The sequence below is a fragment of the Sandaracinobacteroides sayramensis genome (assembly GCF_022014495.1).
Taxonomy (GTDB): domain Bacteria; phylum Pseudomonadota; class Alphaproteobacteria; order Sphingomonadales; family Sphingomonadaceae; genus Sandaracinobacteroides; species Sandaracinobacteroides sayramense.
This window is the reverse complement of the sequence record NZ_JAKLSQ010000004.1, coordinates 25,943-48,732: the sequence shown is the minus strand read 5'-3', so window position 1 is coordinate 48,732 and position 22,790 is coordinate 25,943. Positions and strand designations below refer to the sequence as shown.

Annotated in this window: 23 protein-coding genes and 1 tRNA gene; 14 read left to right on the top strand and 10 right to left on the bottom strand. The window is 67.0% G+C overall.

Annotated features, from left to right (window positions below):
* Nucleotides 1-10: 10 nt before the first annotated feature.
* Genes L6Q21_RS04470 through epsI form a run of 5 tightly spaced genes read left to right on the top strand, consistent with a single transcriptional unit; the run spans nucleotide 11 to nucleotide 3,917 of the window.
* Entirely contained in the window at nucleotides 11-1,411 is a 1,401-nt protein-coding gene (locus L6Q21_RS04470; protein ID WP_237829389.1) for a Wzz/FepE/Etk N-terminal domain-containing protein, read from the top strand.
* A gap of 3 nt (nucleotides 1,412-1,414) precedes the next feature.
* Nucleotides 1,415-2,287, top strand: coding sequence for a hypothetical protein (locus L6Q21_RS04465; RefSeq protein ID WP_237829388.1), 873 nt, complete (start codon nucleotides 1,415-1,417; stop codon nucleotides 2,285-2,287).
* Between the two features lie 32 nt (nucleotides 2,288-2,319).
* Nucleotides 2,320-2,592, top strand: a complete 273-nt coding sequence (locus L6Q21_RS17945; protein WP_255696724.1) for an archaeosortase/exosortase family protein — start codon at nucleotides 2,320-2,322, stop codon at nucleotides 2,590-2,592.
* Entirely contained in the window at nucleotides 2,516-3,223 is a 708-nt protein-coding gene (gene xrt, locus L6Q21_RS04460; RefSeq protein WP_336246225.1) for an exosortase, read from the top strand. The genes L6Q21_RS17945 and xrt overlap by 77 nt, the downstream gene beginning before the upstream one ends.
* Nucleotides 3,207-3,917, top strand: coding sequence for an exosortase-associated protein EpsI, V-type (gene epsI, locus L6Q21_RS04455; protein WP_237829387.1), 711 nt, complete (start codon nucleotides 3,207-3,209; stop codon nucleotides 3,915-3,917). The genes xrt and epsI overlap by 17 nt, the downstream gene beginning before the upstream one ends.
* A gap of 47 nt (nucleotides 3,918-3,964) precedes the next feature.
* Here epsI and L6Q21_RS04450 read toward each other — a convergent pair whose 3' ends face one another.
* Entirely contained in the window at nucleotides 3,965-4,309 is a 345-nt protein-coding gene (locus L6Q21_RS04450; protein WP_237829386.1) for an XrtV sorting system accessory protein, read from the bottom strand.
* Between the two features lie 68 nt (nucleotides 4,310-4,377).
* Between L6Q21_RS04450 and L6Q21_RS04445 the strand changes: the two genes are divergently transcribed.
* Entirely contained in the window at nucleotides 4,378-5,838 is a 1,461-nt protein-coding gene (locus L6Q21_RS04445) for an undecaprenyl-phosphate glucose phosphotransferase (RefSeq protein ID WP_237829385.1), read from the top strand.
* A gap of 163 nt (nucleotides 5,839-6,001) precedes the next feature.
* On the opposite strand, the gene L6Q21_RS04440 is transcribed toward L6Q21_RS04445, so the two are convergent.
* A complete protein-coding gene (locus L6Q21_RS04440) occupies nucleotides 6,002-7,348 on the bottom strand; it encodes a cryptochrome/photolyase family protein (RefSeq protein WP_237829383.1) in 1,347 nt (448 codons plus the stop codon).
* A 58-nt stretch (nucleotides 7,349-7,406) separates the two neighbouring features.
* Here L6Q21_RS04440 and L6Q21_RS04435 point away from each other — a divergent pair, with 58 nt between their 5' ends.
* On the top strand, nucleotides 7,407-8,273 hold the full coding sequence (locus L6Q21_RS04435; protein WP_237829381.1) for an aminotransferase class IV: 867 nt from the start codon (nucleotides 7,407-7,409) through the stop codon (nucleotides 8,271-8,273).
* Between the two features lie 83 nt (nucleotides 8,274-8,356).
* Entirely contained in the window at nucleotides 8,357-8,740 is a 384-nt protein-coding gene (locus L6Q21_RS04430; RefSeq protein WP_237829380.1) for an acyl-CoA thioesterase, read from the top strand.
* 15 nt (nucleotides 8,741-8,755) lie between these two features.
* On the opposite strand, the gene L6Q21_RS04425 is transcribed toward L6Q21_RS04430, so the two are convergent.
* Nucleotides 8,756-9,352, bottom strand: a complete 597-nt coding sequence (locus L6Q21_RS04425; RefSeq protein ID WP_237829520.1) for a TetR/AcrR family transcriptional regulator — start codon at nucleotides 9,350-9,352, stop codon at nucleotides 8,756-8,758.
* A 196-nt stretch (nucleotides 9,353-9,548) separates the two neighbouring features.
* Between L6Q21_RS04425 and L6Q21_RS04420 the strand changes: the two genes are divergently transcribed.
* A complete protein-coding gene (locus L6Q21_RS04420) occupies nucleotides 9,549-11,783 on the top strand; it encodes a TonB-dependent receptor (RefSeq protein ID WP_237829378.1) in 2,235 nt (744 codons plus the stop codon).
* A 104-nt stretch (nucleotides 11,784-11,887) separates the two neighbouring features.
* On the opposite strand, the gene L6Q21_RS04415 is transcribed toward L6Q21_RS04420, so the two are convergent.
* From L6Q21_RS04415 to L6Q21_RS04395, 5 genes are all read right to left on the bottom strand, one after another.
* A complete protein-coding gene (locus tag L6Q21_RS04415; protein WP_237829375.1) occupies nucleotides 11,888-12,400 on the bottom strand; it encodes a periplasmic heavy metal sensor in 513 nt (170 codons plus the stop codon).
* Nucleotides 12,397-12,765: a hypothetical protein gene (locus tag L6Q21_RS04410; RefSeq protein ID WP_237829372.1), complete on the bottom strand. Its 369-nt coding sequence runs from the start codon at nucleotides 12,763-12,765 to the stop codon at nucleotides 12,397-12,399. Before L6Q21_RS04410 ends, L6Q21_RS04415 begins: the two co-directional genes overlap by 4 nt.
* Nucleotides 12,762-13,346, bottom strand: a complete 585-nt coding sequence (locus L6Q21_RS04405) for an RNA polymerase sigma factor (protein WP_237829369.1) — start codon at nucleotides 13,344-13,346, stop codon at nucleotides 12,762-12,764. The genes L6Q21_RS04410 and L6Q21_RS04405 overlap by 4 nt, the downstream gene beginning before the upstream one ends.
* Nucleotides 13,347-13,425: 79 nt before the next feature.
* Nucleotides 13,426-14,457, bottom strand: coding sequence for a 2-oxoacid:ferredoxin oxidoreductase subunit beta (locus tag L6Q21_RS04400; protein ID WP_237829367.1), 1,032 nt, complete (start codon nucleotides 14,455-14,457; stop codon nucleotides 13,426-13,428).
* Nucleotides 14,454-16,358 carry a 2-oxoacid:acceptor oxidoreductase subunit alpha gene (locus L6Q21_RS04395; protein WP_237829364.1) on the bottom strand — a complete coding sequence of 635 codons (1,905 nt, stop codon included), beginning with the start codon at nucleotides 16,356-16,358 and terminating at the stop codon, nucleotides 14,454-14,456. The genes L6Q21_RS04400 and L6Q21_RS04395 overlap by 4 nt, the downstream gene beginning before the upstream one ends.
* A gap of 220 nt (nucleotides 16,359-16,578) precedes the next feature.
* Here L6Q21_RS04395 and L6Q21_RS04390 point away from each other — a divergent pair, with 220 nt between their 5' ends.
* The 4 genes from L6Q21_RS04390 (at nucleotide 16,579) to L6Q21_RS04375 (ending at nucleotide 19,514) form a co-directional block, all read left to right on the top strand.
* Nucleotides 16,579-17,769: an acyltransferase family protein gene (locus tag L6Q21_RS04390; protein ID WP_237829362.1), complete on the top strand. Its 1,191-nt coding sequence runs from the start codon at nucleotides 16,579-16,581 to the stop codon at nucleotides 17,767-17,769.
* Between the two features lie 66 nt (nucleotides 17,770-17,835).
* Nucleotides 17,836-17,910 (top strand) — tRNA-Asn (locus tag L6Q21_RS04385).
* Between the two features lie 126 nt (nucleotides 17,911-18,036).
* Nucleotides 18,037-18,639 carry a TIGR02466 family protein gene (locus L6Q21_RS04380; protein WP_237829361.1) on the top strand — a complete coding sequence of 201 codons (603 nt, stop codon included), beginning with the start codon at nucleotides 18,037-18,039 and terminating at the stop codon, nucleotides 18,637-18,639.
* A gap of 95 nt (nucleotides 18,640-18,734) precedes the next feature.
* Entirely contained in the window at nucleotides 18,735-19,514 is a 780-nt protein-coding gene (locus L6Q21_RS04375; RefSeq protein ID WP_237829360.1) for a hypothetical protein, read from the top strand.
* Nucleotides 19,515-19,523: 9 nt separating this feature from the next.
* Here the strand turns inward: L6Q21_RS04375 and L6Q21_RS04370 are convergent, their stop codons facing one another.
* Together L6Q21_RS04370 and L6Q21_RS04365 are read right to left on the bottom strand one after the other, a co-directional pair.
* On the bottom strand, nucleotides 19,524-19,835 hold the full coding sequence (locus L6Q21_RS04370) for a DUF1905 domain-containing protein (protein WP_237829359.1): 312 nt from the start codon (nucleotides 19,833-19,835) through the stop codon (nucleotides 19,524-19,526).
* Between the two features lie 2 nt (nucleotides 19,836-19,837).
* The gene (locus tag L6Q21_RS04365) at nucleotides 19,838-21,145 is read right to left on the bottom strand and encodes a S41 family peptidase (protein ID WP_237829358.1); all 1,308 of its coding nucleotides are present in this window, start codon (nucleotides 21,143-21,145) and stop codon (nucleotides 19,838-19,840) included.
* Between the two features lie 152 nt (nucleotides 21,146-21,297).
* On the opposite strand from L6Q21_RS04365, the gene L6Q21_RS04360 reads away from it, so the two are divergent.
* A complete protein-coding gene (locus tag L6Q21_RS04360; RefSeq protein ID WP_237829357.1) occupies nucleotides 21,298-22,767 on the top strand; it encodes a flavin-containing monooxygenase in 1,470 nt (489 codons plus the stop codon).
* The last annotated feature ends 23 nt before the right edge of the window (nucleotides 22,768-22,790 follow it).

The window sequence follows — 22,790 nt, the reverse complement described above, 5'->3', positions numbered from 1 at the left end:
AGTAGACGGCATGAGCCTGATCCAGTTCCTGCGAATCCTGCTGGCCCGGTGGAAGATGATCCTCGGCACGGCGCTCGCCTGCACCCTCGTCGCCTCGACGATCGCCATGCTGCTGCCCAAGCGCTATCCGGCGACCGCGCGCGTCCTGCTGGAGATCGGCCGCCCGGATCCGGTCACCGGCGAAGTCGTCAGCGGCCGGGATCGCGGCTATGTCCGCACCCAGGTCGAGCTCATCAAGGACATGCGCGTCGCCGGCCAGGTGGTCGACAGGCTGGGCCTCGCCAGCGCGCCCGGCTCGATCGCGGCCTATGAGGCGACCGGCCGGACGGAGGCCGACGGCGGCATCCGCGCCTGGCTTGGACAGCAGATCATCAACAACACCGACGCGGGTGTCGTCTCCGGTTCCAGCATTTTGCAGATCAGCTATCAATCCTCCGACCCGGAGCGGGCGAAGCAGGTCGTCGGGCTGCTGCGCGAAGCCTATATCGACCAGTCGCTGCGCTTCCGGACCGACGCGGCCGGCCGCTCGGGCGAATGGTATCGGGAGCAGGCGGAAAAGGCGCGCGAGGCGCTCGCCGCTTCGGAAAGGGAACTCGCCGCGTTCATGGGCCAGAACGAGATCGTGGTCGTGAACGGGATGGACAGCGAATCGGCGAAGCTCGCAGCCTTGCAGGCGTCGCTGCAGCAGGCGCGGGGCATGCAGAGCAGCACCGACGCCGCGGTCGCCGGCCGGCTGGCGAACGACCCCGTGGCCGACCAGCTTCAGGTGCAGCTGGCGACGATCGAGGACGAGCTGGCTCTCGCCGGCGCCCGGCTGGGGGCTCAACACCCCAGCTACAAGGCGCTGCAGGCCCGCCGCAACACGGTGGCGAACCAGCTGGCACAGGCCCGCTCCAAGTCGCAGCAGGGGGTGTCGGCGCTTGCCGGCGCCGCCAACCGCTCGGTCGCGCAATTGGAAACGCAGGTGGCGCAGCAGGAAAAGGTGGTGCTCCAGCGCAAGCCGGTGCTGGACGAGTTCATCCGCCTCAACCGCGAAGTGGAACTGAAGCGCCAGCAATATGAGCGGGCTTCGGCGCGCACGGACGAGCTGCTGCTGCAGGCGGACGTGTCGGAAGCGGGCCTCGTCATGCTGGGCGATCCGGTGGCTTCGCGGACGCCTTCCTATCCGAAGGTGAACCTGATCGTCGGCCTGGCCGCCTTCTTCGGCCTGGCGCTGGGCACGCTTGCCGCCATCATCGCCGAGTTCATCGCCCGCCGCGTCCGCGGCTACGAAGACCTTGCCTATGCCGCCGGAGTTCCGGTGCTGGTGACCGTGGGCTCCTCCAAGCCCTCGCCGCTGCGCAGCCGCCTCCACAAACTTCTTGGCCGTCGCGACCGTTCGGGTGGCGAAGGCGAACCGCAGGCGATCTGATCCATGACAGATACCCAAATCATCGTCGGCAGCGGCTACGACCAGGGCGCGTCGGATTCGCTCCTGCAGACGGGGGCGCTGACCGACGAGCAGGCGCGTGTCGTCAGCGAGCATCAGGCGAAGACCGGCCTCGGCTTCGACCAGGCGGCGATGGCGCTGGCGCTGGCGAGCGAGGAGGATGTCGCGCTCGCCCGGCAGGCGGTGCAGGGCAGCCTCGCCATGCAGCTGGCGCCGTCCACCACCGTCTCCGACGAAATCGCCGTCCTCTCCGACCCGGCGAGCCCGCGCGCGGAAGCCATGCGGCTGCTGCGCACCCAGATCATCGCCCAGCATGTGGGCGCCGGGCGCCGCGCCTTCGCGGTGGTCGGCGCCACCGATGGCGCCGGCGCCAGCTATATCGCCGCCAATCTTGCGGCGGCGCTGTCGCAGGTGGGGATCAAGACGCTGCTGGTGGACGCCAATCTGCGCAACCCCCGGATCGACGGCATCTTCGGGATCGACCCGAACGGCCCCGGCCTTTCCACCTATCTCTCGCTGGAAGTGAACCGGCCGGAGCGCGTGGCCTATCCCAACGTGCTGCCCAACCTGTCGGTCGTTCCCGCCGGCCCGCCGGTGGCCCGCCCGCAGGAGCTTCTGTCGGGCGCCCGTTTCCGGACCGGTGTCGACATCCTCCTCAGGCAATATGATGTGGCGATCTTCGACACCCCCGCCACGAACGAGAATGCCGACGCGCTGACGGTGGCCGGCGCCCTCGGCTATGCGCTGATCGTGGCGCGGCGCAACCACGCCTTCGTCAAGGATGTGCAGGTTCTGGCGGGGCAGCTCACGGCGTCGCGCGCCACGCCGATCGGGGCCGTCCTGAACGAATATGACTGAAGCTGGCCGTTAAGCCAAAGGAGCCTGGTTGAATGACGGCAGCGACCATCCCCGCCCGGACAGGCGTGCTGGACCACGCCCGGCAGCACCCGCTGCTGACGCTGGCCCTCATCGTCACCATCCTGCCCACGCTCTACGCCACGGCGACCCAGAGCTGGACGCAGGAATCCGGCGTCCATGGCCCGCTGGTGCTGGCGACGGCGGTCTGGCTCGTGTGGCGCAACTGGGATTCGATCGTCGCCGAAGCGCGGCCCGGGCACCTGGGGATCGCGCTTCCCGTGGTGCTGGTCGGCTCCGCCCTCTAACACCTTCGGGCGGGCCTATAATTTCCTGATGATCGAGGTGGCGGCGCTGCTCTTCGCGCTGCTGGGCATCGCCTATGCGTTCGTCGGCCACAAGGTGCTGATGAAGCTGTGGTTCCCCATCTTTTATCTGGGTTTCCTGATCCCGCTTCCGGGCTGGGTGATAGACAGCTTCACCCAGCCGCTGAAGATACTGGTGTCGGACATCGTCACCTGGCTGCTGGCGGCGTTCGGCTATCCGATCGCCCAGGTGGGCGTCACCCTCTATATCGCCCAATATCAGTTGCTGGTGGAGGACGCCTGCGCCGGCCTCAATTCCATCATCAGCCTGACGGCGGTCGGCCTCTTCTATATCTATCTCATGCACAATGCGTCCTGGCGCTATTCGCTGCTGCTGCTGGCGTTCCTGCTGCCGATCGCCATCGCCGCCAATGTGATCCGGGTGATCATCCTGGTGCTGCTGACCTATTATTTCGGCAATGAAGTGGCGCAGGGCTATCTGCACGACTTTGCCGGGATCGTGACCTTCGTGTCGGCGCTGCTGCTCTTCTTCCTTTTGGACCAGATATTGTCGCCGATCCGTCGCCGCCTCACCCGCAACCAGCCGGAGGACCATCATGCTCGGACGGCGTGAACTGCTGCTAGGCCTGCCGCTTCTGGCGGCCGCCGGCGGCGCGCTGGCGCTGACGCCGCGCAACCGCCTCAACCTGCTGAACGGCAAGGAGCTGGAGAAGCTGGTTCCGCTGGAATTCGCCGGCTGGCATGTCACGCCCTCCAACGCCGTGATCCTGCCCGAGGCGCAGGAAGGCAGCCTCGCCGCGCAGCTCTACAGCCAGACGGTCAGCCGCCTCTATCTTTCCGAAACCGACCTGCCGGTGATGATGGTGATCGCCTATGGCGACACCCAGTCCGACCAGTTGCAGCTGCACCGGCCCGAGGTCTGCTACACGGCGGTCGGCTTCGAGATCAGCGAATCCCGCAAGGTGGTCCTGCCGGTGGCGCCGCCGCCCGACACGCTGCCGGCCCGCGAACTGGTGGCCACCAGCAACGACCGGATCGAGCCGATCCTCTACTGGACCCGAATCGGCGATTACCTGCCCGCGAGCGGCAACGAGCAGCGGCTGCTGAAGCTCCGCACGGAGATGCGGGGCTATCTGGCGGATGGCGCGCTGATTCGCCTGTCGACGGTCGTTCCGGAGCCGACGCCCGAAAGCTTCGCCACGCTGCAGCGCTTCGCCAAGGCCATGCTGGACGCGACCGACCCGCTCGGGCTTCCGGCGCTGGTCGGCCGGCCGGTTGCGGCCGCCATTCTGGAGCAACGCGGATGACGGGGCGGATATATATGCGAGACGCCCTGCCTTCCGAGGTGCGCGCGTCAGTCGCCGATCTTGCCGAACGGCTTCAGGAAATAATGGATGAAGGCGAGGATCGCGGCGATCCCGGCAATGGAAATCACATGCCACAGCGTCTCGCCGGTATCGATGGCATGATTGCCCACCTGGTTGATGACCGCGCAGGCAACCGACGCGGCGAAATAAGGCCACATCTGGTCGCGTTCAGGGCCGACCGAGCGCTGCAGGAACAGCACGATCAATCCTGCAAAGATCGCCACGGTGACCCAGTCGTACACAGTCTCCATACGCATCCCTCCCGACAACGAGGCGGGCGCTACCAACGCGGCCTCCTGCACGGAGCTAGCCTTGCCGCGCGCCGCCTGCAACCGCTAGTTGCAGCGCCGGCCGGCAAGCCGGCCCCGATCGGCATGGAGCTTCGGGCGGGATGAACGACATGAACAGCCGAAACCCGGTGGCCCAGTCCCCGTCTCCGGCCCCCAGCCGCACTTCCGTGCCGATCGATCTCGTCGTGTTCGCCGTGCGCGCGGTGGAATTCCTCACCGTCATCCTCGCGGGGATCGTCGCCCTCTATTTCTGGGCGCACAGGATCGAAGAATCCTCCATCCGGGTCTATGGCCAGTCGATGCTGCTAGGCGCGCTGATCTTCGCGCTGGTCGCGGAAATCATGGGCGCCTACGATGTCGACTGCCATTTCTCCGTCCGCAAGGCCTGGCAGCGGGTGATGGGCAGCTGGGTGGTGACGGCGCTGTTCCTCGTCACCATCGGCTTCCTGATGAAGGTGTCGGAGGATTATTCGCGCGGCTGGGCCACCACCTGGTTCATTACCTCGGCGGTGATGCTGGCCGGCACGCGCGCCGCCATGACGATGTGGATTCGCCGCCTGAAGGGGCAGGGCGTCTTCAACAGCCGGGTGGCGATCTACGGCGCCTCGGCGCAGGGGCAGAAGCTGGCGCAATATGTGCGCGGCAATTCCAAGCTGACCATCAGCCTCGTCGGCTTCTTCGACGACCGGCGGGACGGGCGCGTGCCGGTAATCGTCGACGATCTCCCCGTGTTCGGAACTTCGGACGATCTGGTGGCGATGATTCGCGACGGCCTCATCGACCAGGTGATCGTGGCGCTCCCCTGGTCCGCCGAGGAGCGAATCCGGCAGGTGGTGCAGAAGCTGGTGCTGACTCCGGTCCGCATCCGCCTCGCCCCGGACCTCGCCAATTTCGCCTTCGCGCACCGCCCGCTGGTGCTGCTGGGGGACATGCCGGTCATCACCCTGTTCGAGCGGCCGATTTCCGGCACCGACGCGATCGTGAAGCGGGCGGAGGATCTGCTCCTCACCAGCCTCATCATGCTGTTCATCTGGCCGGTGATGCTGCTGACGGCGCTTGCCGTGAAGCTGGACAGCCCCGGCCCCATCTTCTTCCGCCAGCCGCGCGAAGGCTTCAACAATCAGCGCTTCGACGTGCTGAAGTTCCGGTCGATGACGCACGACCTCTGCCAGACGGACGGGGTGAAGCAGGCGACAAGGGGCGACAAGCGCGTGACCCGCGTCGGCCGCATCATCCGCGCCACTTCGATGGACGAGCTGCCGCAGCTCTTCAACGTGCTGAAGGGGGACATGTCGCTGGTCGGGCCGCGCCCGCACGCGCCCTCCACCCGCGCCAACGGCCGGCTGTTCCATGAAGTGGTGCAGACCTATGCCGCCCGGCACAAGGTGAAGCCGGGCATCACCGGCTGGGCGCAGGTCTGCGGCTGGCGCGGCGAAACGGACACCGAGGAGAAGCTGGTGAAGCGCCTCGAGCACGACCTTTATTATATCGAGAACTGGTCGGTTTCGTTCGACATCTACATCCTGTTCCGCACCGTCTTCGCGGTGATCTTTCCGAAGAACGCCTTCTAGGCCGGGAACCGCTGTTCCCCTTCGACACCCCCAACACCCTTCGTCACCCCGGGCTTGACCCGGGGTCCAGCTTTTCTACTGCCGGCGCGCCCGAAGAAGAAAGCTGGACCCCGGGTCAAGCCCGGGGTGACGGGAAAAGTAGAGGCTCCCAACCCAGGCAGAATCAGCGCGGAAGCGCCTGCCAGGCGGCCAGCGCCCGTGCCCGGGCGAAACGATGCTCCACCACGGGCGGGGGATAGAAGTTCCAGCCGCGTTCGAACGGCCCATGGATCGCCTGATCGTTGAGGGCCGCCAGTTCCGGCACCCAGCGCCGCACATAAGCGGCGGCGTCGAACTTCCCGGACTGCGCGACGGGCGCGAAGATGCGGTAATAGGGGGCGGAATCCACGCCCGATCCCATCACCCACTGCCAGCCCATGGCGTTGTTCGCCAGATCGGCGTCCAGCAGCGTGTCCCAGAACCAGCGCTCGCCTTCGCGCCAGTCGATCATCAGATGCTTGGTCAGGAAGCTGGCCGCCACCATGCGCACGCGGTTGTGCATCCAGCCGCTATGCCACAACTCGCGCAGTCCGGCGTCCACCAGCGGATAGCCGGTCAGCCCCTTTTGCCAGGCGGTCAGCAAAGCCTTGCCTTCCGCCGTCGTGACATCCGTCCAGGGGATATGCTCGAATTCCGGCCGGTGCGGCCGGCTGGCGGATTTCGGATACTGGTCGAGCATTTCATGCGCGAAATCCCGCCAGGCCAGTTGCCGCCGCCAGGCGATCGCCCGATCGCCGGCCGCATGCCACAGCTCGGCTGGCGAGATTTCGCCGAAATGGAGATGCGGCGACAGCCGCGAGGTGGCCGTTTCCGCCGGATAGTCCCGCCGCTGCGCATAGGCGTGAAGCTTGGGCAGCATATCCGCCAGCCTCGCCCGGGCGCCTTCCTCTCCCGGCTGCCAGTCGGCAAAACCCGTCGACCAGTCCGGCGCGCGCGGCAGCAGGCCCCAGTCCTCCAGCCGCTCGCCGGCGGGGGCAGGCGCGAACTCCAGCCGCTCCGGGGCGGGGCGCGGCGGCGGATCGCCCCATTCCAACAGCGTTCGCCAGAAGGGGGTGAACAGGCGAAACCGCCCGCCGCTTCGCGTGCGCAACAGGCCCGGGGGAACCAGTGTCGTCCCCTCATGCAGAACAAGGCCAGGCACCTGCGGCTCGATGCGCGGCCACCAGGGCTCGGTCTGGCGCAAGGCGTGCACGGCGCCGGCGCCGGTTTCCGCCACCAGCCTGGGCAACAGCTCGGCGCTCGACCCCCGCAGCAGAAGCAGCCGTCCGCCCAGTCGCGACAGGCTTCGGTCCAGCGCCTGAAGGCTGTGGTGCAGCCACCAGCGCGAAGCGCCGCCGGGCGCGCGGACGATGCGGCTGTCGTCCAGCACGAACAGCGGCAGCACCGGCCCTGCGGCGGCGGCGGCCAGCACGGCCGCATGGTCGCGCAGCCGGAAATCCTGTCGGAACCATATGATCTGGGGGGCAGCCATGCCGCCATCCCTGGAGCGGAAGATTGCGCGGCGCAACCGGCAAGCGTAAGCGCGACGCATGCCCGCTCTCGCCTATGTGAACGGCCGTTACGGCCCCATCCACGAAGCCGGAATCTCGGTCGAGGACCGGGGGTTCCAGTTCGCCGACAGCCTTTATGAGGTGGTGGCTTTCCTGAATGGGCGCTTCCTCGATTGGGGCAAGCATCTCTGGCGCCTGCGGCGCGGGCTGGCGGCCCTGTTCATCGAAGACCTGCCGACAGATGCCGCGCTCGCGGCCATCGCCCGGCGGCTGGTGCGGCAAAGCCGCTTCGCCGATGGTCTGCTCTACATCCAGATCAGTCGCGGCGCGGCCCGGCGGGACCACGGCTTTCCGCCCCATACGCCGCCGACGCTGGCGATGACGGTCCGCCGCTTCGATTTCCGCCAGCGCCTGCCGCAACTGGAAAAGGGCGTGGCGGCCATCAGCCTTCCGGATCAGCGGTGGGAGCGGTGCGACCTGAAGACCACCGGCCTGCTGCCCGCCGTGCTGGCGAAGCAGGAGGCGCGCCGCGCCAATGCCTTCGAAGCGGTTTTCGTGAAGGACGGGCAGGTGACCGAGGGGGGCTCCACCAACATCCATATGGTGGATGCCGGGGCGCGCATCGTCACGCATCCGCTTTCCGCGCGAATCCTGCCGGGCATCGCCCGCGACACGGCGCTGGCCCTTGCGCGCGAATCCGGGCTGGAAGTGGTGGAACGCCCCTTCTCGCTGGAAGAGGCGCGCGCCGCGCCGGAGCTTTTCCTTACCTCCACCACCGCGCCCCTGCTGCCCATCGTCTCTCTGGACGGGGCGCCGGTCGGCAATGGCGCGCCGGGGCCAGTCTGCGGCAGGCTGGGGCGGACCATCTGGACGGAAGTGGCGCGACAAACCGGCTGGCGCGCGTGAAACCGCTTGTGCGCCGCAGCAATAGGGCCATATTACGATCCTGCCACAAGATTGCCGCCAACAGCGTTTAACCGGAAAGGGCCATGTACCAGCACGACATCCTGATCGCCCCCGAAGACATCGACTTCATGGGGCATGTGAACAACGCGGTCTACCTCCGCTGGGTGCAGGATGCCGTGATCAGCTACTGGCAAAAGGTCGCGCCGGCGGAAGCGGTGGCGCAGCACCTCTGGGTCGCGCTGAAGCATGAAATCACCTACCGCGCGCCGGCTTTCCTGGAGGACGATATTCTGGCCGAAGTGATCGCGACGGGGGTGCAGGGCAGCCGCGCCTTCTTCACCACGCTGATCCAGCGCGGCGACACGATCCTGGCGGAAGTGCAGTCCAGCTGGTGCTGCCTCGACACCGCCACGCGGCGCCCGGCGCGAATCGCCCGCGAACTGGCGGCCCGCTTCCTCCCCGCCTGAGCGGCGTAACCGGCTTCAGCGCTTCCTCAGCCCGTCCGCCACCAGCTGGTGGGCGCGCTCCAGCACGTCGCGCAACTCGCGGTCGTTTCCCCAGACGCCGTAGCGCAGCCCCAGGAACACGTTCATCCCGGCGATCGCCCAGGCCTCCACTTCCCCCACGCCTTCCCTGAGCTCGCCGGCCGCCGCGCCGGCCTGGAGCCGCGCGGCGATCCGCGCCACGGTGGAGCGATAATGGTCCTGATAGGCGTCGGGGGCGACGAATTCGGCTTCGTCGATGATGCGGTAGATCAGTTGCTGCTCGCTCACGAAATCCAGATAATGGTCGAGCGCCGCCTGCTCCTTGGCCAGCGCGTCGGGCGCCGCCAGCACATGCGGCGTGACATGCGCTTTCACCTGCGCCGACAGGTCGGTCACCAGCGCCCGGAAGATCTCCTCCTTGCTGGTGAAATAGGTGTAGAAGCTGCCCAGCGCCACGCCGGCCCGGCGGGTTATGTCGGTGATCCCGGTGGCGTGGAAGCCCTTGGCGCCGAATTCCTGCGCCGCGGCGTCCAGCAGGGCGCGCAGCGTGCGCCGCCCCCGCTCGGTGCGGGGCGTGCGATCCTGGTCGCCCATTTCCGCCGGCGCCACAGACTGTTGCTTTGTTGCATCGCTCAAACCCAATCTCCCCAACCCCGAAACCCGAGCCAGCTTTCAAGTTGAATCTTGATTCATGTTTCAGTAAGCCATGCAGCTAATGAACCGCAAGCCTGCAATGGGCCGGCGGAATCAACAAGGGCGCCAGAGGGGCGCTCGGCCTTGGGAGAGCCAGATGACAGCTGTTTACGCGCTTTCGCGCACCATATCCCTTTTTGCGCTTGCCGCCTCGCTGGCCGCCCCGGCCATGGCGCAGCAGGCGCCTGCTGTGGAAAGCACTGCCGAAGCAGCCGATGGCATCGACGGCGACATCATCGTCTCGGCCCGCCGCCGCAACGAAAGCCTGCTGGAGGTGCCGATTTCGGTGACGGCGGTTTCCGGCGCGACGCTGGAAGCGCAGGGCGCGCCCGACATCACCGCGCTGCAGCAGCAGGCGCCGAACATGACGACGGCGGTCGCGCGCGGCTCCAACTCCACCCTCATCGCCTTCATCCGCGGCGTTGGCCAGCAGGATCCGCTCTGGGGCTTCGAACCCGGCGTCGGCCTCTATGTGGACGATGTCTATGTGGCCCGCCCGCAAGGCGCCGTGCTCGACATCTTCGACGTGGAGCGGATCGAAGTGCTGCGCGGCCCGCAAGGCACACTCTATGGCCGCAACACCATCGGCGGCGCGATCAAATATGTGACGAAGCGCCTCGGCAATGAATTCGGCGGCCGGGTGAAGGCGAGTTACGGCAGCTACAACCAGATCGACCTGTCGGGCACGGTGGTGGTGCCGCTCGGCTCCAACTTCGCGGTGGGCGCCGGCGTCCTCTGGTCGCAGCGCGACGGCTACGGCAAGAACCTGCATACCGGCGCCCAGCATTACGACAAGGATGTGCTGGCCGGCCGCGTCTCGGCCGAATTCGACAATGGCGACATCTTCATCCGCGCCGCCGCCGACCGCACGGAAGACCGCTCCAACCCCCGCCACGGCACCCGCCTGAACGGTTTCGCCGGCCTGCCCGACTTCGCGCCCACCGAAAGCGTCTATGACACCCGCGCCGGCATCGGCGACGACAACAAGGTCGTCACCCAGGGCCTCAGCCTGACGGGCGAAGTGGGCATCGGCGACGGCTTCACCCTGAAGTCGATCACCGCCTATCGCGACGGCCGCTCCGACACGCTGATCGATTTCGACAACACCCCCGGACCGGTGCTCGACATTCCGGCCTTCTACAAGGACTGGCAGTTCACGCAGGAACTGCAACTCCTCGTCGAGCAGGAGCGCTGGCAGGGTGTGTTCGGCGCCTTCTATCTGGAAGGCCGCGCCTCGGGTGCCTTCGACACCGTGGTCGCAGGGGCCGCCCCCGGCGGTTTCACCATCTACACGGGCGGAAACGTGAAGACGAAGTCGATCGCCTTCTTCGGCGACTTCTCCTTCGACGTCACCGACCAGTTCAAGGTTTCCGCCGGCCTGCGCTGGACCAAGGACGACAAGGAAGGCACCGTGCTGCGCGAGCAGTATCTGGGCCTGCGTTCGCCGGAGTTCGGCAACGCCAACGCCATATTCCTTGCCACCCGTTCGGATTACACCAACGACCGGACCTTCGAGAAGCTGACGCCGCGCATCTCGCTCAGCTATCAGCCGACGGACGATGTCAATCTCTACGCAAGCTGGAGCCGTGGCTTCAAGTCGGGCGGTTTCGACATGCGCGGCGATGTGGTGGCAACCCCCACCACGGTAGATGGCTACGACCCCGAGACCATGGACAGCTTCGAAGTCGGGATGAAGGGCGCCTTCCTCGACCGCACCATGTTCCTGAACCTTGCCGGCTTCTTCTCGAAGTACAAGGACCAGCAGGTCACCATCCAGGCGCCGAGCACGACTCCGGGCGTGATCGCCTCCTTCGTGGACAATGCCGGCCGGGCCGACATCTGGGGGATCGAAGCCGAACTGCGCGCGCTGCCGCACCGGAACCTGCAACTGCAGGCCAGCGTCGGCTATGTGAATGCCAAGTATAAGGAGTTCTACACCTACATCGCCGGCGGCACCGAGCCGGTCGACGTGTCGGACCAGCGCTTCTTCCAGAACACGCCGGAGTTCACCATCAACAGCTCGGTCACCTGGTCGACCGATCTCGCCGGCGGCCGCCTGTCGATCACGCCCGCCGTCACCCTGCGGTCGAGCATCCACATGTTCGAATATGTCTCGCCGCTGGACCAGAAGGGCTATGTGCTGGCGGACGCCTCGGTGAACTGGACTTCGGACGACGACCGCTTCACAATCGGCGTGCATGGCCGCAACCTGTTCGACGAGCGGTATCGCGTCGGCGGCTATTATTTCCCCGGCGCGCTCTATGGCGATTCGGTGATCGGCTACTATGGCCCGCCGCGCACCTTCTCGGTGACAGGCGGCTTCAAGTTCTGACGCTTTCCGCGACAGCGGTCGGAAGAAAGGGGCCTCCGGCGCAAGCCGGAGGCCCCTTCTCTTTGCTCATGGTCTCCAGGCCTCTGGCCTGGCTTTGGGCTGCGTCAAATTCCGCCCGGCGAAGCCGGCGGCGGGGGAGGGGGCGGCACCGCCCCCGGGGCCCGGCGGTGCTTTTCCGAGCGCTTGCGCCATTCCGCCGTCCGCGCTTCCACATCCGCGCGGGCCTTGCGGGCGTCGGCCGCGAAAGCCTTGCGATCCTCGGCCGACAGCTTCTGGATGGCCGCCAGCATGGAAGCCTGGCGCTTCGCATGCTGGCCATCCACCAGTTGCCGCTCGGCGTCCATCGCCCGCTTCAGGGCCGCCACATCCAGCTTCTCCGCGCCGACCAGCGCATTGATGCGATCCCGCGCCGCCCGCACGCTGGTGCGGTCTTCCTGCGAATGCACCATGGCGTCGCGCAGGATCTTGCGGCCTTCGGGCGAGATATTGGCGAACATCGGCCCGCGCGCCAGTCCGCCATGCCGGGGCGCCTCCGCCGGCGCGGGTTGCGGCGCGGCGGTCTGCGCCAGCGCCGGGGCCGCCAGCAGGGCGGCGGTTGCGATCATCAGGGTCTTCACAGCTGATATTCCTCTTCGCTTGTCGGGGTATAGAGCAGGGCGAAGGCGGCGCTTTCACCGACATCCGCTTCTGCGAGCATCACCGAACCGCCCCCCACGTCGGCTCCGGGCGCCGTGCCTTGGGTGCCGGTCCAGAGCGAACCGGGCGCCAGAAGCAGGGCGACCGCAGCCGACGCCGCCACGGCGGCAGCGCCACCGACCCACCACCAGGAGCGGCGGGGACGGTCGGCGGAAGGCCCGGTCGTGGCGATTGTCTCGGCATGTTGAAGAATACGCAGCACCGCCGCCTCATCCCCCGCCCGCGTCAGCGGGTCGGTCTTCGCCCAGGCGGCAAGCGCTTCATCCAGCTTGCGATCGTTCGTCATTGCAGTTCACCCTTCAGCCCGTCGAGACGCGTCTTCAGCGTCGCCCGGGCGCGCAGCAGCAGCCCCTCCACCGCCTTCTCGCTCGTCTCCAGTGTCTCGGCGATTTCCGCCATCGAAAGCCCTTCGCCATGGAACAGCGCCAGCGCCGCCCGCTGCCGCTCAGGCAAGGCGGCGGCGGCGGCCTGCACCCGCGCGGCAAGATCGGCGCTTTCGGCGGCCCCGGCCGGGGTCGGCCCGGCGTCGGCGATGTCCGCCGCTTCCTCGATCGGCGCGACGGGGCGCAGGCGTCGCCGCCCGTCCAGCGCGCAATTCACCAGCAGGCGCCGCCACCAGGCAGCGAAGCTGCCGCGCTCCGGATCGAAGCGCCCGGCCTCGCGCCACAGCCGGGCGAAGGCGTCCTGAACGGCGTCCTCGGCGAGCGCCCGGTCGCCCAATATGCGCACGGCCTGCGCCAGCGCCGGCCGCACCAGCATGCGCGCCAGATCGGAAAAGGCGCGGGCATCGCCGTCCGCCGCACGGCGGATCAGCAGCGCCTCGGGCTCACTGGCCCTAAGGTCGTTCGCGGGTGTCAACGCGTGCATGGAATCTCCATGCGAAGTCATACGCGGCAAACCCGGCTTTTCCCCCGCCCGCGATTTGCGGGCAGGGGCAGGGGCGCCGTTATCGGCCGGCCTCGGCTTTCACTTCCCAACTCTGGCCCCGGCGGAGCAGCGCCGCGAAATCGGCGGACTTGCCGGCCGTCAACTGCTGTTCCTGCGCCTGCATCGCTTCATCGAAGCTGGAGGCCGGATCGCAATAGATCACGCCGAGCGCCACCGGAAACTCGCCGAACGGCATGTCAATCAGCATATTGGCGACGGCCTTGTTGGTTTCGTCGTGCACGATCAACTGGCTGGCGTCGCCTTCCACCACGTCCACCACTTCCAGTCGCAGCGTTTCCCGGTTCAGCTTCAGCCCCCTGGTGCCGTTGGCGAACAGCATGGGCTTGCCATGCTCCAGCAGGATCTGCGTCTGCGGCGCGGATTTCTTTTCCGTGAAGGCGTCGAAAACGCCGTCGTTATACACCACGCAATTCTGGTAGATCTCGATGAAGCTGGTGCCCTTGTGGGCGTGCGCCCGCTTCAGGATTTCCGGCATATGCTTCTGCGCCGTGTCGATGGTGCGGGCAACGAAGCGTCCGCCGGCGCCGATCGCGAAGGCGCAGGGCTTCACCGGCTGCTCCAGCGAGCCCGTGGGCGAGGTGGGGGAACGGGTGCCCGGCCGCGACGTGGGCGAATATTGCCCCTTGGTCAGGCCGTAGATCTCGTTGTTGAACAGCAGCACCTGGCAGTCGATGTTGCGCCGCACGAGGTGCAGCATATGGTTGCCGCCGATGGAAAGCCCGTCGCCGTCGCCGGTCACCAGCCACACGTCCAGCTTCGGATTGGCCAGCTTCACCCCGGTGGCGATGGTCGGCGCCCGGCCGTGGATCGTGTGGAAGCCGTAGGTTTCCATATAATAGGGAAAACGGCTGGAGCAGCCGATCCCGGAAATGAACACCGTGTTGTGCGGCTCCACGCCCAGTTCCGGCAGGGCGCGCTGCACCGCCTTCAATATGGCGTAGTCGCCGCAGCCCGGGCACCAGCGCACTTCCTGGTCGGTCGCCCAGTCGTCGGGCTTCGTCGCGGGGATCACCTTGCTGATCTCGTTCATTGCGCCAACATCCCCTCGATGGCCGCCTCGATCTCCGCGATGCGGAAGGGCTGGCCAGACACCTTGTTCAGCGGTTGCGCGTCCACCAGATACTGGTCGCGCAGCAGCGTCTTCAACTGGCCGGTGTTCATTTCCGGCACCAGCACCCGCTGATAGCGCTTCAGCAGTTCGCCCAGATTGGCCGGCAGCGGCCAGATGTGGCGGATGTGCACATGCGCCACATCATGCCCCTTGGAGCGCGCCAGCTCCACCGCCTGCCGGATCGGCCCATAGGTGGAGCCCCAGCCGACCACCACCAGCGGCCCATGGTCGTTCCCAACTTCCACTGCCTGCGCCGGAATATCGCGGGCGATGCCGTCGATCTTGGCCTTGCGCGTGTCGGTCATCTTCTGGTGGTTTTCCGGCGAATAATCGATGTTGCCGCTGGCGAAGCCCTTCTCGATGCCGCCGATCCTGTGCATCAGCCCCGGCGTTCCCGGCTTCACCCACTGGCGCCCCAAAGTCTCCGGGTCGCGGGTGAAGGGGTTGAAGCGGCCGTCTTCCGGCACATCCTCGCGAAATTTCGCCGGGAAGGGCGTGAAGCTGCCGTCGTCCGGCACCCGCCAGGGCTCGGCGGCGTTGGCGATATAGCCGTCCGTCAGCAGCATCACCGGGCTCATATATTTCAGCGCCAGGCGGCAGGCCTCGATCGCCACCTCGAAACAGTCGGCCGGGCTGCGGGCGGCGATCACCGGCATCGGCGCGTCGCCGTTGCGGCCATAGACGGCCTGATAGAGATCGGATTGCTCCGTCTTCGTCGGCAGGCCGGTCGAAGGCCCGCCGCGCTGGGAATTGACGATCACCAGCGGCAGCTCGGTCATCACCGCCAACCCCATCGCCTCGCCCTTCAGGGCGATTCCGGGGCCGGAGGAGGAGGTGACGGCCAGGCTCCCCGCCCAGGCGGCGCCGATGGCGGCGCCGATGGCGGCGATCTCGTCCTCGGCCTGGAAGGTGGTCACGTCGAACTCGCGCAGGCGGGCGAGCGCGTGCAGGATGGCGGACGCCGGCGTGATCGGATAGCCGCCGAAGAACATCGGCAGGCCGGAAAGCTTGGCGCCCGCCACCAGCCCCAGCGCGATCGCGTCGGCGCCGGAAATGGTGCGGTAAAGCCCCGGCTCGACTTCGGCTGCGGCCAGGCTGAACTGCTTCAGCGGCCCGGCCAGCTCGGCCGTCTCGCCAAAGGCGTGGCCGGCGTTCAAGGCCGCGATATTGGCGTCGCGCAGCACCTCGCTCTTCGCGAACTTGGCCGACAGCCACTCGACGATCGGCCCGCGCGGCCGGCCGAACATCCAGAGCGCCAGCCCCAGCGTCCACATATTCTTGCAGCGCAGCGCATCCTTGTTGCCCAGCCCGAAGGGCTTCACGCTCTCCAGCGTCTGCTTCGAAATGTCGAAGGCCAGCAATTGCCAGGCGGAAAGGCTGCCGTCCTCCAGCGGGTTGGCCTCGTAGCGCGCCTTCTTCAGGTTGCGCTCGCTGAACTCGCCGGTGTCGGCGATGATGAGGCCGCCCTGCCTCAGCGCTGGCAGGTTGGTCTTCAGCGCCGCCGGATTCATGGCGATCAGCACGTCGGGCTGGTCGCCGGCGGTTTCGATCCGGGTGGAGCCGAAGTTGATCTGGAAGGCGGAAACCCCGAACAATGTGCCCTGCGGCGCGCGAATTTCGGCCGGGAAGTCGGGGAAGGTGGCAAGGTCGTTCCCGGCGAGCGCGGTGGAAAGGGTGAACTGCCCCCCCGTCAGCTGCATGCCGTCGCCGGAATCCCCGGCGAAACGGACGACCACGGAATCCCGATGCACGACCTCGTGCGATGTCCCCCCTGAAGATGGGCCGTGGGGCTCGTCCGGCACCTTGGCGGCGGTGGCCATATCTGCTCGCTACTCCCGTCCAATATCGCTCTTTTATCTTTATCCTATTCTTTACGCCCGATGATGGCGCGAACCCAAGCGGCTTTTTCTACCAGTCGTCATAACCGGGCTGTGCCCCGGTTCGTGCGGGAAGGGGTTGCTGCCTTGCAGCGAAGTCGTTAGCCGCTTCAACTGCAGGCGATACGCCCTGCGCAGTTAATACGGAGCCGGGGTCAGGGGCATGATCTTCGCATCCAATTCCGCCGGTCAATCGGATGGGCATTACCGCGCGCTCGACAGCCTGCGCGGCATCGCCGCCATTCTGGTGTGCCTCTATCACTTCAAGGTGAACAGCCATCTGGCCGGCTTCGCTATCGTCCGCAACGCCTGGATGTTCGTGGATTTCTTCTTCGTCCTCTCGGGCTTCGTCATCTGCCTTGCCTATGCCCGGCGTCTGGGGCAGGGGAAACCCGGGGAATTCAAGGCGTTTGCCATTCGCCGCTTCGGCCGGATCTATCCATTGCATCTGGTGATGCTGCTGTTGTTCCTGGCCTTCGAGCTTCTCACGCTTGCAATGCCCGGCCTCAGGTCCGGCCCCGCCTTCGGAGAGGGAAAGTCCATTGGAGACTTCGGCCTCACCCTGTTCCTGCTCAACTGTTTCGGCCTCGCCGACAATCTGAAGTGGAACACGCCCAGTTGGAGCATCGCCGCCGAATGGTGGACTTATCTCGCCTTCGCGGCCGCGGCGGTGCTGGCCGGGCGGCGGCTGCCGCTGGCGCTTTCGGCGATGGCGGCCATCGGCCTTGCGGTGATGGTGGCCAATCTGCCTTCCATGTATGCCGTCTATGATTATGGCTTCTGGCGCTGCCTTCTGGGCTTCAGCGCGGGGGCGCTGGTGGCGACCGGCTGGTCTTTTCTGGAGCCGCAGCTCCGCCGTTTCTCCAATCTCGTCTGGCACGGGATCGAAACCATCCTGCTGCTCGCGGTCATCTGGATGGTGAGCGAACTGGCGCATAGCGGCTGGTCCTTCCTTTCGCCGCTGCTGTTCGCGGCCTGCGTCGCCGCCGTCGCGGTGGAGAGGGGCTGGGTCTCCCGCCTGCTCCTCGCCGCGCCGCTGCTGTTCGCGGGCAAGATCTCCTATGGAATCTATATGGTGCAGGCGCTGATCATCGCGCGATTCGAAAATCTGCTGACGCTTGGCGAGCGGGCCCTGGGCATCGCGCTGAAGGGGCCGGCGACCTTCGCGGAAGCCGGGAGCGAGCGGATGGTGGCCGGCGCCTCCTTCTGGCAGGGCGATCTGATGACGGTCCTGCTGCTGGCGATGGTGCTGATCGCCGCCACGCTCAGCTACCATTTCATCGAGGAGCCCGGAAAACGCTGGGCCGCGCGCCTCGCCGACAAGGCCCGGCATCGCCCGGCGGAGGCGAGCTGAAGCCAAAGAAGTGTAGGCGCTTGCATCCCCGGCGGGACCGCACTATAGGCCCGCACTCGCTGCTATTCCTCGGTAGCTCAGCGGTAGAGCATCCGACTGTTAATCGGACGGTCGTAGGTTCGAATCCTACCCGGGGAGCCAGCGCTGTCCTGGCCGGCGGGCTTGCCCCGCCGGCGGGCGCCACCGAAAGCTAAAGGGCGACGCCGACCGAAGCCGTGAGCGGGCTGAAGCCGAAGCGCGCCAAAGCCGAAAGCGGACGAACGCCCAATGCCAGTCCGCCACCTCTTCGCCACGCCCTTCTACAGTTCCGAACTGGCCGATCCTGCGCTGCTCGCCGAACTGGCGCACAGTTGCCGCATCCTGTCGAAGGACGATTCGGCCGGCCGCCGCTGGTGCCGGGAGAACCGCTACCCCGGCTACACCAGCTACGCCTCGCTGGACGACCTCCCCCGGCGCGACCCGTCGTTCGCGGCGCTCGCGCGCAAGCTGGTGAGGCACGCCGCGCAATTCGCCGCCGCCGCCCATATGGACCTCGGCGGCGGCAAGCCCCGGCTGGACAGCATCTGGGTCAACATCCTGAAGCCCGGCGGCGGGCACAGCGGGCATATCCACCCGCACAGCGTCATTTCCGGCACGCTTTATCTGGAGGTGCCCGAAGGCGGCGCGCCGCTGCGCCTCGAAGACCCGCGCCTGCCGCTGATGATGGCCGCCCCCACGCGCCTGCCCGAGGCTCCGGAAGAAGCCCGGCCCTTCGTGCTGATGCAGCCGCAGGCCGGGCATATCTTCCTTTGGGAAAGCTGGCTGCGCCACGAAGTCGTCGCCGGCCATGGCAAGGGCGAGCGTCTGAGCATCAGCTTCAACTTCGCCTGAACGGCATTGCCTATGCCGCGCTCCGGCGGCTAGTCTGCCGGACGGAGGTCAACGGCCAGATGCGGCATCCACAGCATATCCCCCTCGTCGCCTTCATGGCGCTCATAGCCCAGCCGTCCATGGCCCAGCGATTCGACGATACCGTCTCGCTGAAGCTGGAGGCCTATTTCGCCGGCATCGGCAGCCATGCCCGGATCGGCACGCCGTCCGGCTCCCTCGGCACGGAGATCGACTTCGAGCGGCATCTGGGCATGGCCAAGAACCGGACCTTGCCGGCCGTCGAAATCGGCTGGCGCATCAACGACGACTGGGTTCTGCAAGGCCAATATTATGGCCTGCGCCGGAGTATCGAGAAACGGCTCGACCGCGAGATCAGCATCGGCGAAACCACCTATCCGGTGAACGCCCGCGTGGCGAGCGGCTTCGACAGCAACATCTACCGCTTCACCATCAACAATCTGCTGTTCCAGCGCGAACGGCTGGAACTGGGACTGGGCGTGGGGCTGCACGGCACCGATTTCGACCTGTTCGTGGAAGGGCAGGGCGCGATAGGAGAGCTGGAATCCTCGCTTCGCCGCGAGCGGCGGCAGATCTTCGCGCCGCTGCCGACGATCGGCGCCATCGGCCAGTGGGAGCCGGGCCGCAACTTCACCCTCTTCGGCCGGGTCGACTGGCTGTCGCTGACGATCGCCGATTACTCCGGCCGGCTGATCAACGCCGAGGCCTCGGCCTCCTACCGGGTGCACCGCAATCTGGACCTTGGTGTCTCCTATCGCTTCGTCGATTACGATTTGCGGGTGCGCAAATCCAATTGGCACGGTGAGGTGGATTATCAATTCTCCGGCCCGTCGATCTTCCTGCGCGCCGGCTTCTGAGAGCCGGCCTCAGATCATCGCCTGATCCACCAGCCGCAGCGTCACCCGCACCCGCTCGCCCACCGCCACTCCGGCCTTGCGGCGCACGTCGGCCTTCACCGGCAGCAGATAGGAACCGGACTTGCCGTCGGGAAAGACCGAAGTCCGCCAGACGATCCCGCCGATCTCCGCCTCCACCCGCACCGAACCCCAGCCGCGCGGGGCCAGAAAGCCGGCCAGCCGCACGTCATCGGCCAGTTCGGCCGGAAGCGTCAGGAAAACCCAGGTCGCCGGGCCGCTCCAGGCCCACAGTTCCGCCTCGAACGGCGGCAATGGCGCCATCGTCAGCGCAACGAGGCGCTTGCCGGCGCGGCCTTGCGGAACCGCATCTCGCTTCCGCCACCGTTCAGTATCCGCACGATCGCCGCCACCTGCCCCTTGTCGTCGCGCTCCAGCCGGTAGCGCGCGCCCGGCTCTTCCGCCAGCGCGAACTGGTCGGCCCCCAGCGGCACCAATGTGCGCTCCGGCCGGCGGCCGAGCTGCAGGTGCAAGGCGCCGTCGCGCTCGGCTATGGCGATTTCGCCATAGCGCCCGGCAACTCCTTCGGGCATCGGGGGCGAAGCCGCTGCCGCCTTCAGCGTCTGCAACACCCGGGCCGGGGTCGCGGGAAGCGCTGCGCCTTCCGCCTCCAGCGCCCGCATATGCGCCACCCGCAGGGCGTCCGCCTGCTCCACGGCGATGTCGGGCGTCACGCCCTGCTTTTCCCAATTGCCCGCGGTGAAGGGGTTCACCGGCGTTCCGAAGCTGATGAAGATCTCGAAGCCGTCGGCGGTGCGCTGCACGCTGCCCGGATTGGCGGCGCCGCCCGTGCGCTCCCCCACCACCACCGCCCGGCCCGCGGTCTGCAGGGTGTAGGCCAGCGCTTCCGCCGAGGAACCGGTGCGCCCGCTCACCAGGATGTAAAGCGGCACGTCCAGGCGCGGCGCATGCGCCATCGCCACCGGCGAAATCTCCATCCAGTCCGGCCCCCGGCGGGAGCGGAAGATGTTGGCCACCTTCTTCGGCTCCGCCACGAACTGCTGCACCAGATAACCCACCATGTTCGGAGAGCCGCCGCCATTGTCGCGCAGGTCGATGATCAGGCTCGGCTGCTGCGCCACGAAGCCCAGCGCCGCGTCGGCCGCCGCCTGCTGCGGGCTTCCCGGCCCGCCGAAATGCGCGAACTGGTCGATCTTCAGGTAACCGACACCGCCGGGCAACACCCGCGCCTCGACGAAGCCATGGTTGCCGCGGCTCTCCTCCGCGCTCTCGCCGGCCTGCACGCCTTCGGCCCGCGAAGGCCTCGGCGCCCAGGTCACCTGAAAATGCCGGTCCTCCGGCTCCAGCCGGCGGGTCAGCGCCATGGCGAGATCGCGCGGATCGCGCAGCCGGTCGAAGGCGCCGGCGCCGGCCGCCCTTTCCAGATCGTCGGCGATCCGGGCGGCCCGCGCCGCGTCGTAGAAATCGGCCCGGATCAGCGCGGCGATCCGCCGCACCGCCTGGCGCGGCGGAGCGCTGGCCGTCACCTGCACCGCCTCGGCGGCGGTCGCCGGCGCGCTTCCAACGCCTGTCATCAAGGCTGCCAGCAGCAGCCGAACGGCAACTCCTCGCATCGTCTCTCCCCGGAAGGCCTCCCCGCCTTCCTCTCCCGACACATGCTGCCACGGAAAAAAACCTGAGCCAAGCGTGAGTCTTGCGGAGTGCCACTCCGCATGTCACTTTCACCCCTGAGGAGAAGGGCCCGAGGAGAAGGGAAGGACAAGAAATGCAAAGCTTCGACGTGGTCATCGTCGGCGCGGGGCTCAGCGGCATCGGCGCCGCCTGGCACCTGAAGGACAAATGCGCCGGCAAGAGCTTCACCATCCTGGAAGCGCGCGACGCGATCGGCGGCACATGGGATCTGTTCCGCTACCCCGGAATCCGCTCGGATTCCGATATGTTCACGCTGGGCTATAATTTCCGCCCCTGGACGGAGCAGAAGGCCATCGCCGACGGCCCCTCCATCCTGAAATATGTGCGCGAAACCGCCCATGACGCCGGAATCGACCAGCATATCCGCTTCCGCCACAAGGTGACGAAGGCGGATTTCGACAGCGGCACCGGCCTCTGGACGGTTCTCGCCGACACGCCCGACGGGCCGAAAAGCTTCCAGTGCCGCATGCTGCTCGTCGCCGCCGGCTATTACAGCTACGACAACCCGCACAATCCGCCGCTAGAAGGCGAGGCCGCGTTCGATGGCCCCATCTTCCACGCCCAGCACTGGCGGCAGGATGTCGATTACCGCAACAAGCGGGTGGTGGTGATCGGCTCCGGCGCCACCGCCGTCACCATCGTGCCGGTGGTCGCCCGCGACGCCGCGCATGTGACCATGCTGCAGCGCTCGCCAACCTGGATGGTCTCCCGCCCGGCGGAGGACAAGCTGGCGAACTTCCTGCGCAGGATCCTGCCGCCGATGGCCGCCTACAACCTCGTCCGCTGGCGCAACGTGCTGATGCAGAACTATCTGTTCAAACGCTCCCGCACGCATCCGCAGCAGGTCAACAAGCGCATGACCGACATGCTGCTGAAGGAGCTGCCCGAAGATGTGGTCAACGCCCACTTCCAGCCCAGCTACAATGTCTGGGACCAGCGCCTCTGCCTCGTGCCCGACAGCGATTTCTTCAACGCCGTGAAGGCCGGAACCGCCTCCATCGTCACCGACCATATCGACCATCTGGACGAGAAGGGCATCGCCCTCAAATCCGGCCAGCGGATCGACGCTGACATCATCGTGAAGGCGACCGGCCTCAGGCTGCAGGTGCTGGGCGGCGCCACGGTCTCGGTCGACGGCGTCCCCGTCAACCCGAACGAGCGCTACGTCTATCGCGGCATGATGCTGGAAGGGGTGCCCAACCTCGTCTACGTCTTTGGCTATTTCAACGCCTCCTGGACGCTGCGCGCCGACCTCACCTGCGAATACGCTTGCCGGCTGCTGAACGAGATGGACAAGCCCGGCCAGCAGATCGCCGTCCCCGAACGTAACATGGAGGTGGAGGACGAATCCCTCCTCCTCAACTCGGGCTATGTCCAGCGCGCCCTCGACACCCTGCCGCGTCAGTCCAGCACGGACCCGTGGCGCGACACGCAGGACTATCTGAAAGACCGCCTCTCCATCCGCAACGAACCGCTGCAGGACGGAACCCTCAAATTCCACCCCCTGCAACCCGCCACCCCGCTCGCCCAGGCGGCCGAGTAGGGGCGCGCTCGGAAGTGGAACGC

What these genes read in the sequence shown, in the direction of transcription:
- L6Q21_RS04425 (WP_237829520.1), bottom strand. Translation starts at nt 9,352, where the DNA reads ATGGGCGACCAGGATCGCACGCCCCGCACCGAGCGGGGGCGGCGCACG.
- L6Q21_RS04465 (WP_237829388.1), top strand. Translation starts at nt 1,415, where the DNA reads ATGACAGATACCCAAATCATCGTCGGCAGCGGCTACGACCAGGGCGCG.
- epsI (WP_237829387.1), top strand. Translation starts at nt 3,207, where the DNA reads ATGCTCGGACGGCGTGAACTGCTGCTAGGCCTGCCGCTTCTGGCGGCC.
- L6Q21_RS04375 (WP_237829360.1), top strand. Translation starts at nt 18,735, where the DNA reads ATGGCGCTCATAGCCCAGCCGTCCATGGCCCAGCGATTCGACGATACC.
- L6Q21_RS04360 (WP_237829357.1), top strand. Translation starts at nt 21,298, where the DNA reads ATGCAAAGCTTCGACGTGGTCATCGTCGGCGCGGGGCTCAGCGGCATC.
- L6Q21_RS04365 (WP_237829358.1), bottom strand. Translation starts at nt 21,145, where the DNA reads ATGCGAGGAGTTGCCGTTCGGCTGCTGCTGGCAGCCTTGATGACAGGC.
- L6Q21_RS04435 (WP_237829381.1), top strand. Translation starts at nt 7,407, where the DNA reads ATGCCCGCTCTCGCCTATGTGAACGGCCGTTACGGCCCCATCCACGAA.
- L6Q21_RS04440 (WP_237829383.1), bottom strand. Translation starts at nt 7,348, where the DNA reads ATGGCTGCCCCCCAGATCATATGGTTCCGACAGGATTTCCGGCTGCGC.
- L6Q21_RS04410 (WP_237829372.1), bottom strand. Translation starts at nt 12,765, where the DNA reads ATGACGAACGATCGCAAGCTGGATGAAGCGCTTGCCGCCTGGGCGAAG.
- L6Q21_RS04445 (WP_237829385.1), top strand. Translation starts at nt 4,378, where the DNA reads ATGAACAGCCGAAACCCGGTGGCCCAGTCCCCGTCTCCGGCCCCCAGC.
- L6Q21_RS04430 (WP_237829380.1), top strand. Translation starts at nt 8,357, where the DNA reads ATGTACCAGCACGACATCCTGATCGCCCCCGAAGACATCGACTTCATG.
- L6Q21_RS04380 (WP_237829361.1), top strand. Translation starts at nt 18,037, where the DNA reads ATGCCAGTCCGCCACCTCTTCGCCACGCCCTTCTACAGTTCCGAACTG.
- L6Q21_RS04400 (WP_237829367.1), bottom strand. Translation starts at nt 14,457, where the DNA reads ATGAACGAGATCAGCAAGGTGATCCCCGCGACGAAGCCCGACGACTGG.
- L6Q21_RS04420 (WP_237829378.1), top strand. Translation starts at nt 9,549, where the DNA reads ATGACAGCTGTTTACGCGCTTTCGCGCACCATATCCCTTTTTGCGCTT.
- L6Q21_RS04390 (WP_237829362.1), top strand. Translation starts at nt 16,579, where the DNA reads ATGATCTTCGCATCCAATTCCGCCGGTCAATCGGATGGGCATTACCGC.
- L6Q21_RS17945 (WP_255696724.1), top strand. Translation starts at nt 2,320, where the DNA reads ATGACGGCAGCGACCATCCCCGCCCGGACAGGCGTGCTGGACCACGCC.
- L6Q21_RS04405 (WP_237829369.1), bottom strand. Translation starts at nt 13,346, where the DNA reads ATGCACGCGTTGACACCCGCGAACGACCTTAGGGCCAGTGAGCCCGAG.
- L6Q21_RS04470 (WP_237829389.1), top strand. Translation starts at nt 11, where the DNA reads ATGAGCCTGATCCAGTTCCTGCGAATCCTGCTGGCCCGGTGGAAGATG.
- L6Q21_RS04395 (WP_237829364.1), bottom strand. Translation starts at nt 16,358, where the DNA reads ATGGCCACCGCCGCCAAGGTGCCGGACGAGCCCCACGGCCCATCTTCA.
- L6Q21_RS04370 (WP_237829359.1), bottom strand. Translation starts at nt 19,835, where the DNA reads ATGGCGCCATTGCCGCCGTTCGAGGCGGAACTGTGGGCCTGGAGCGGC.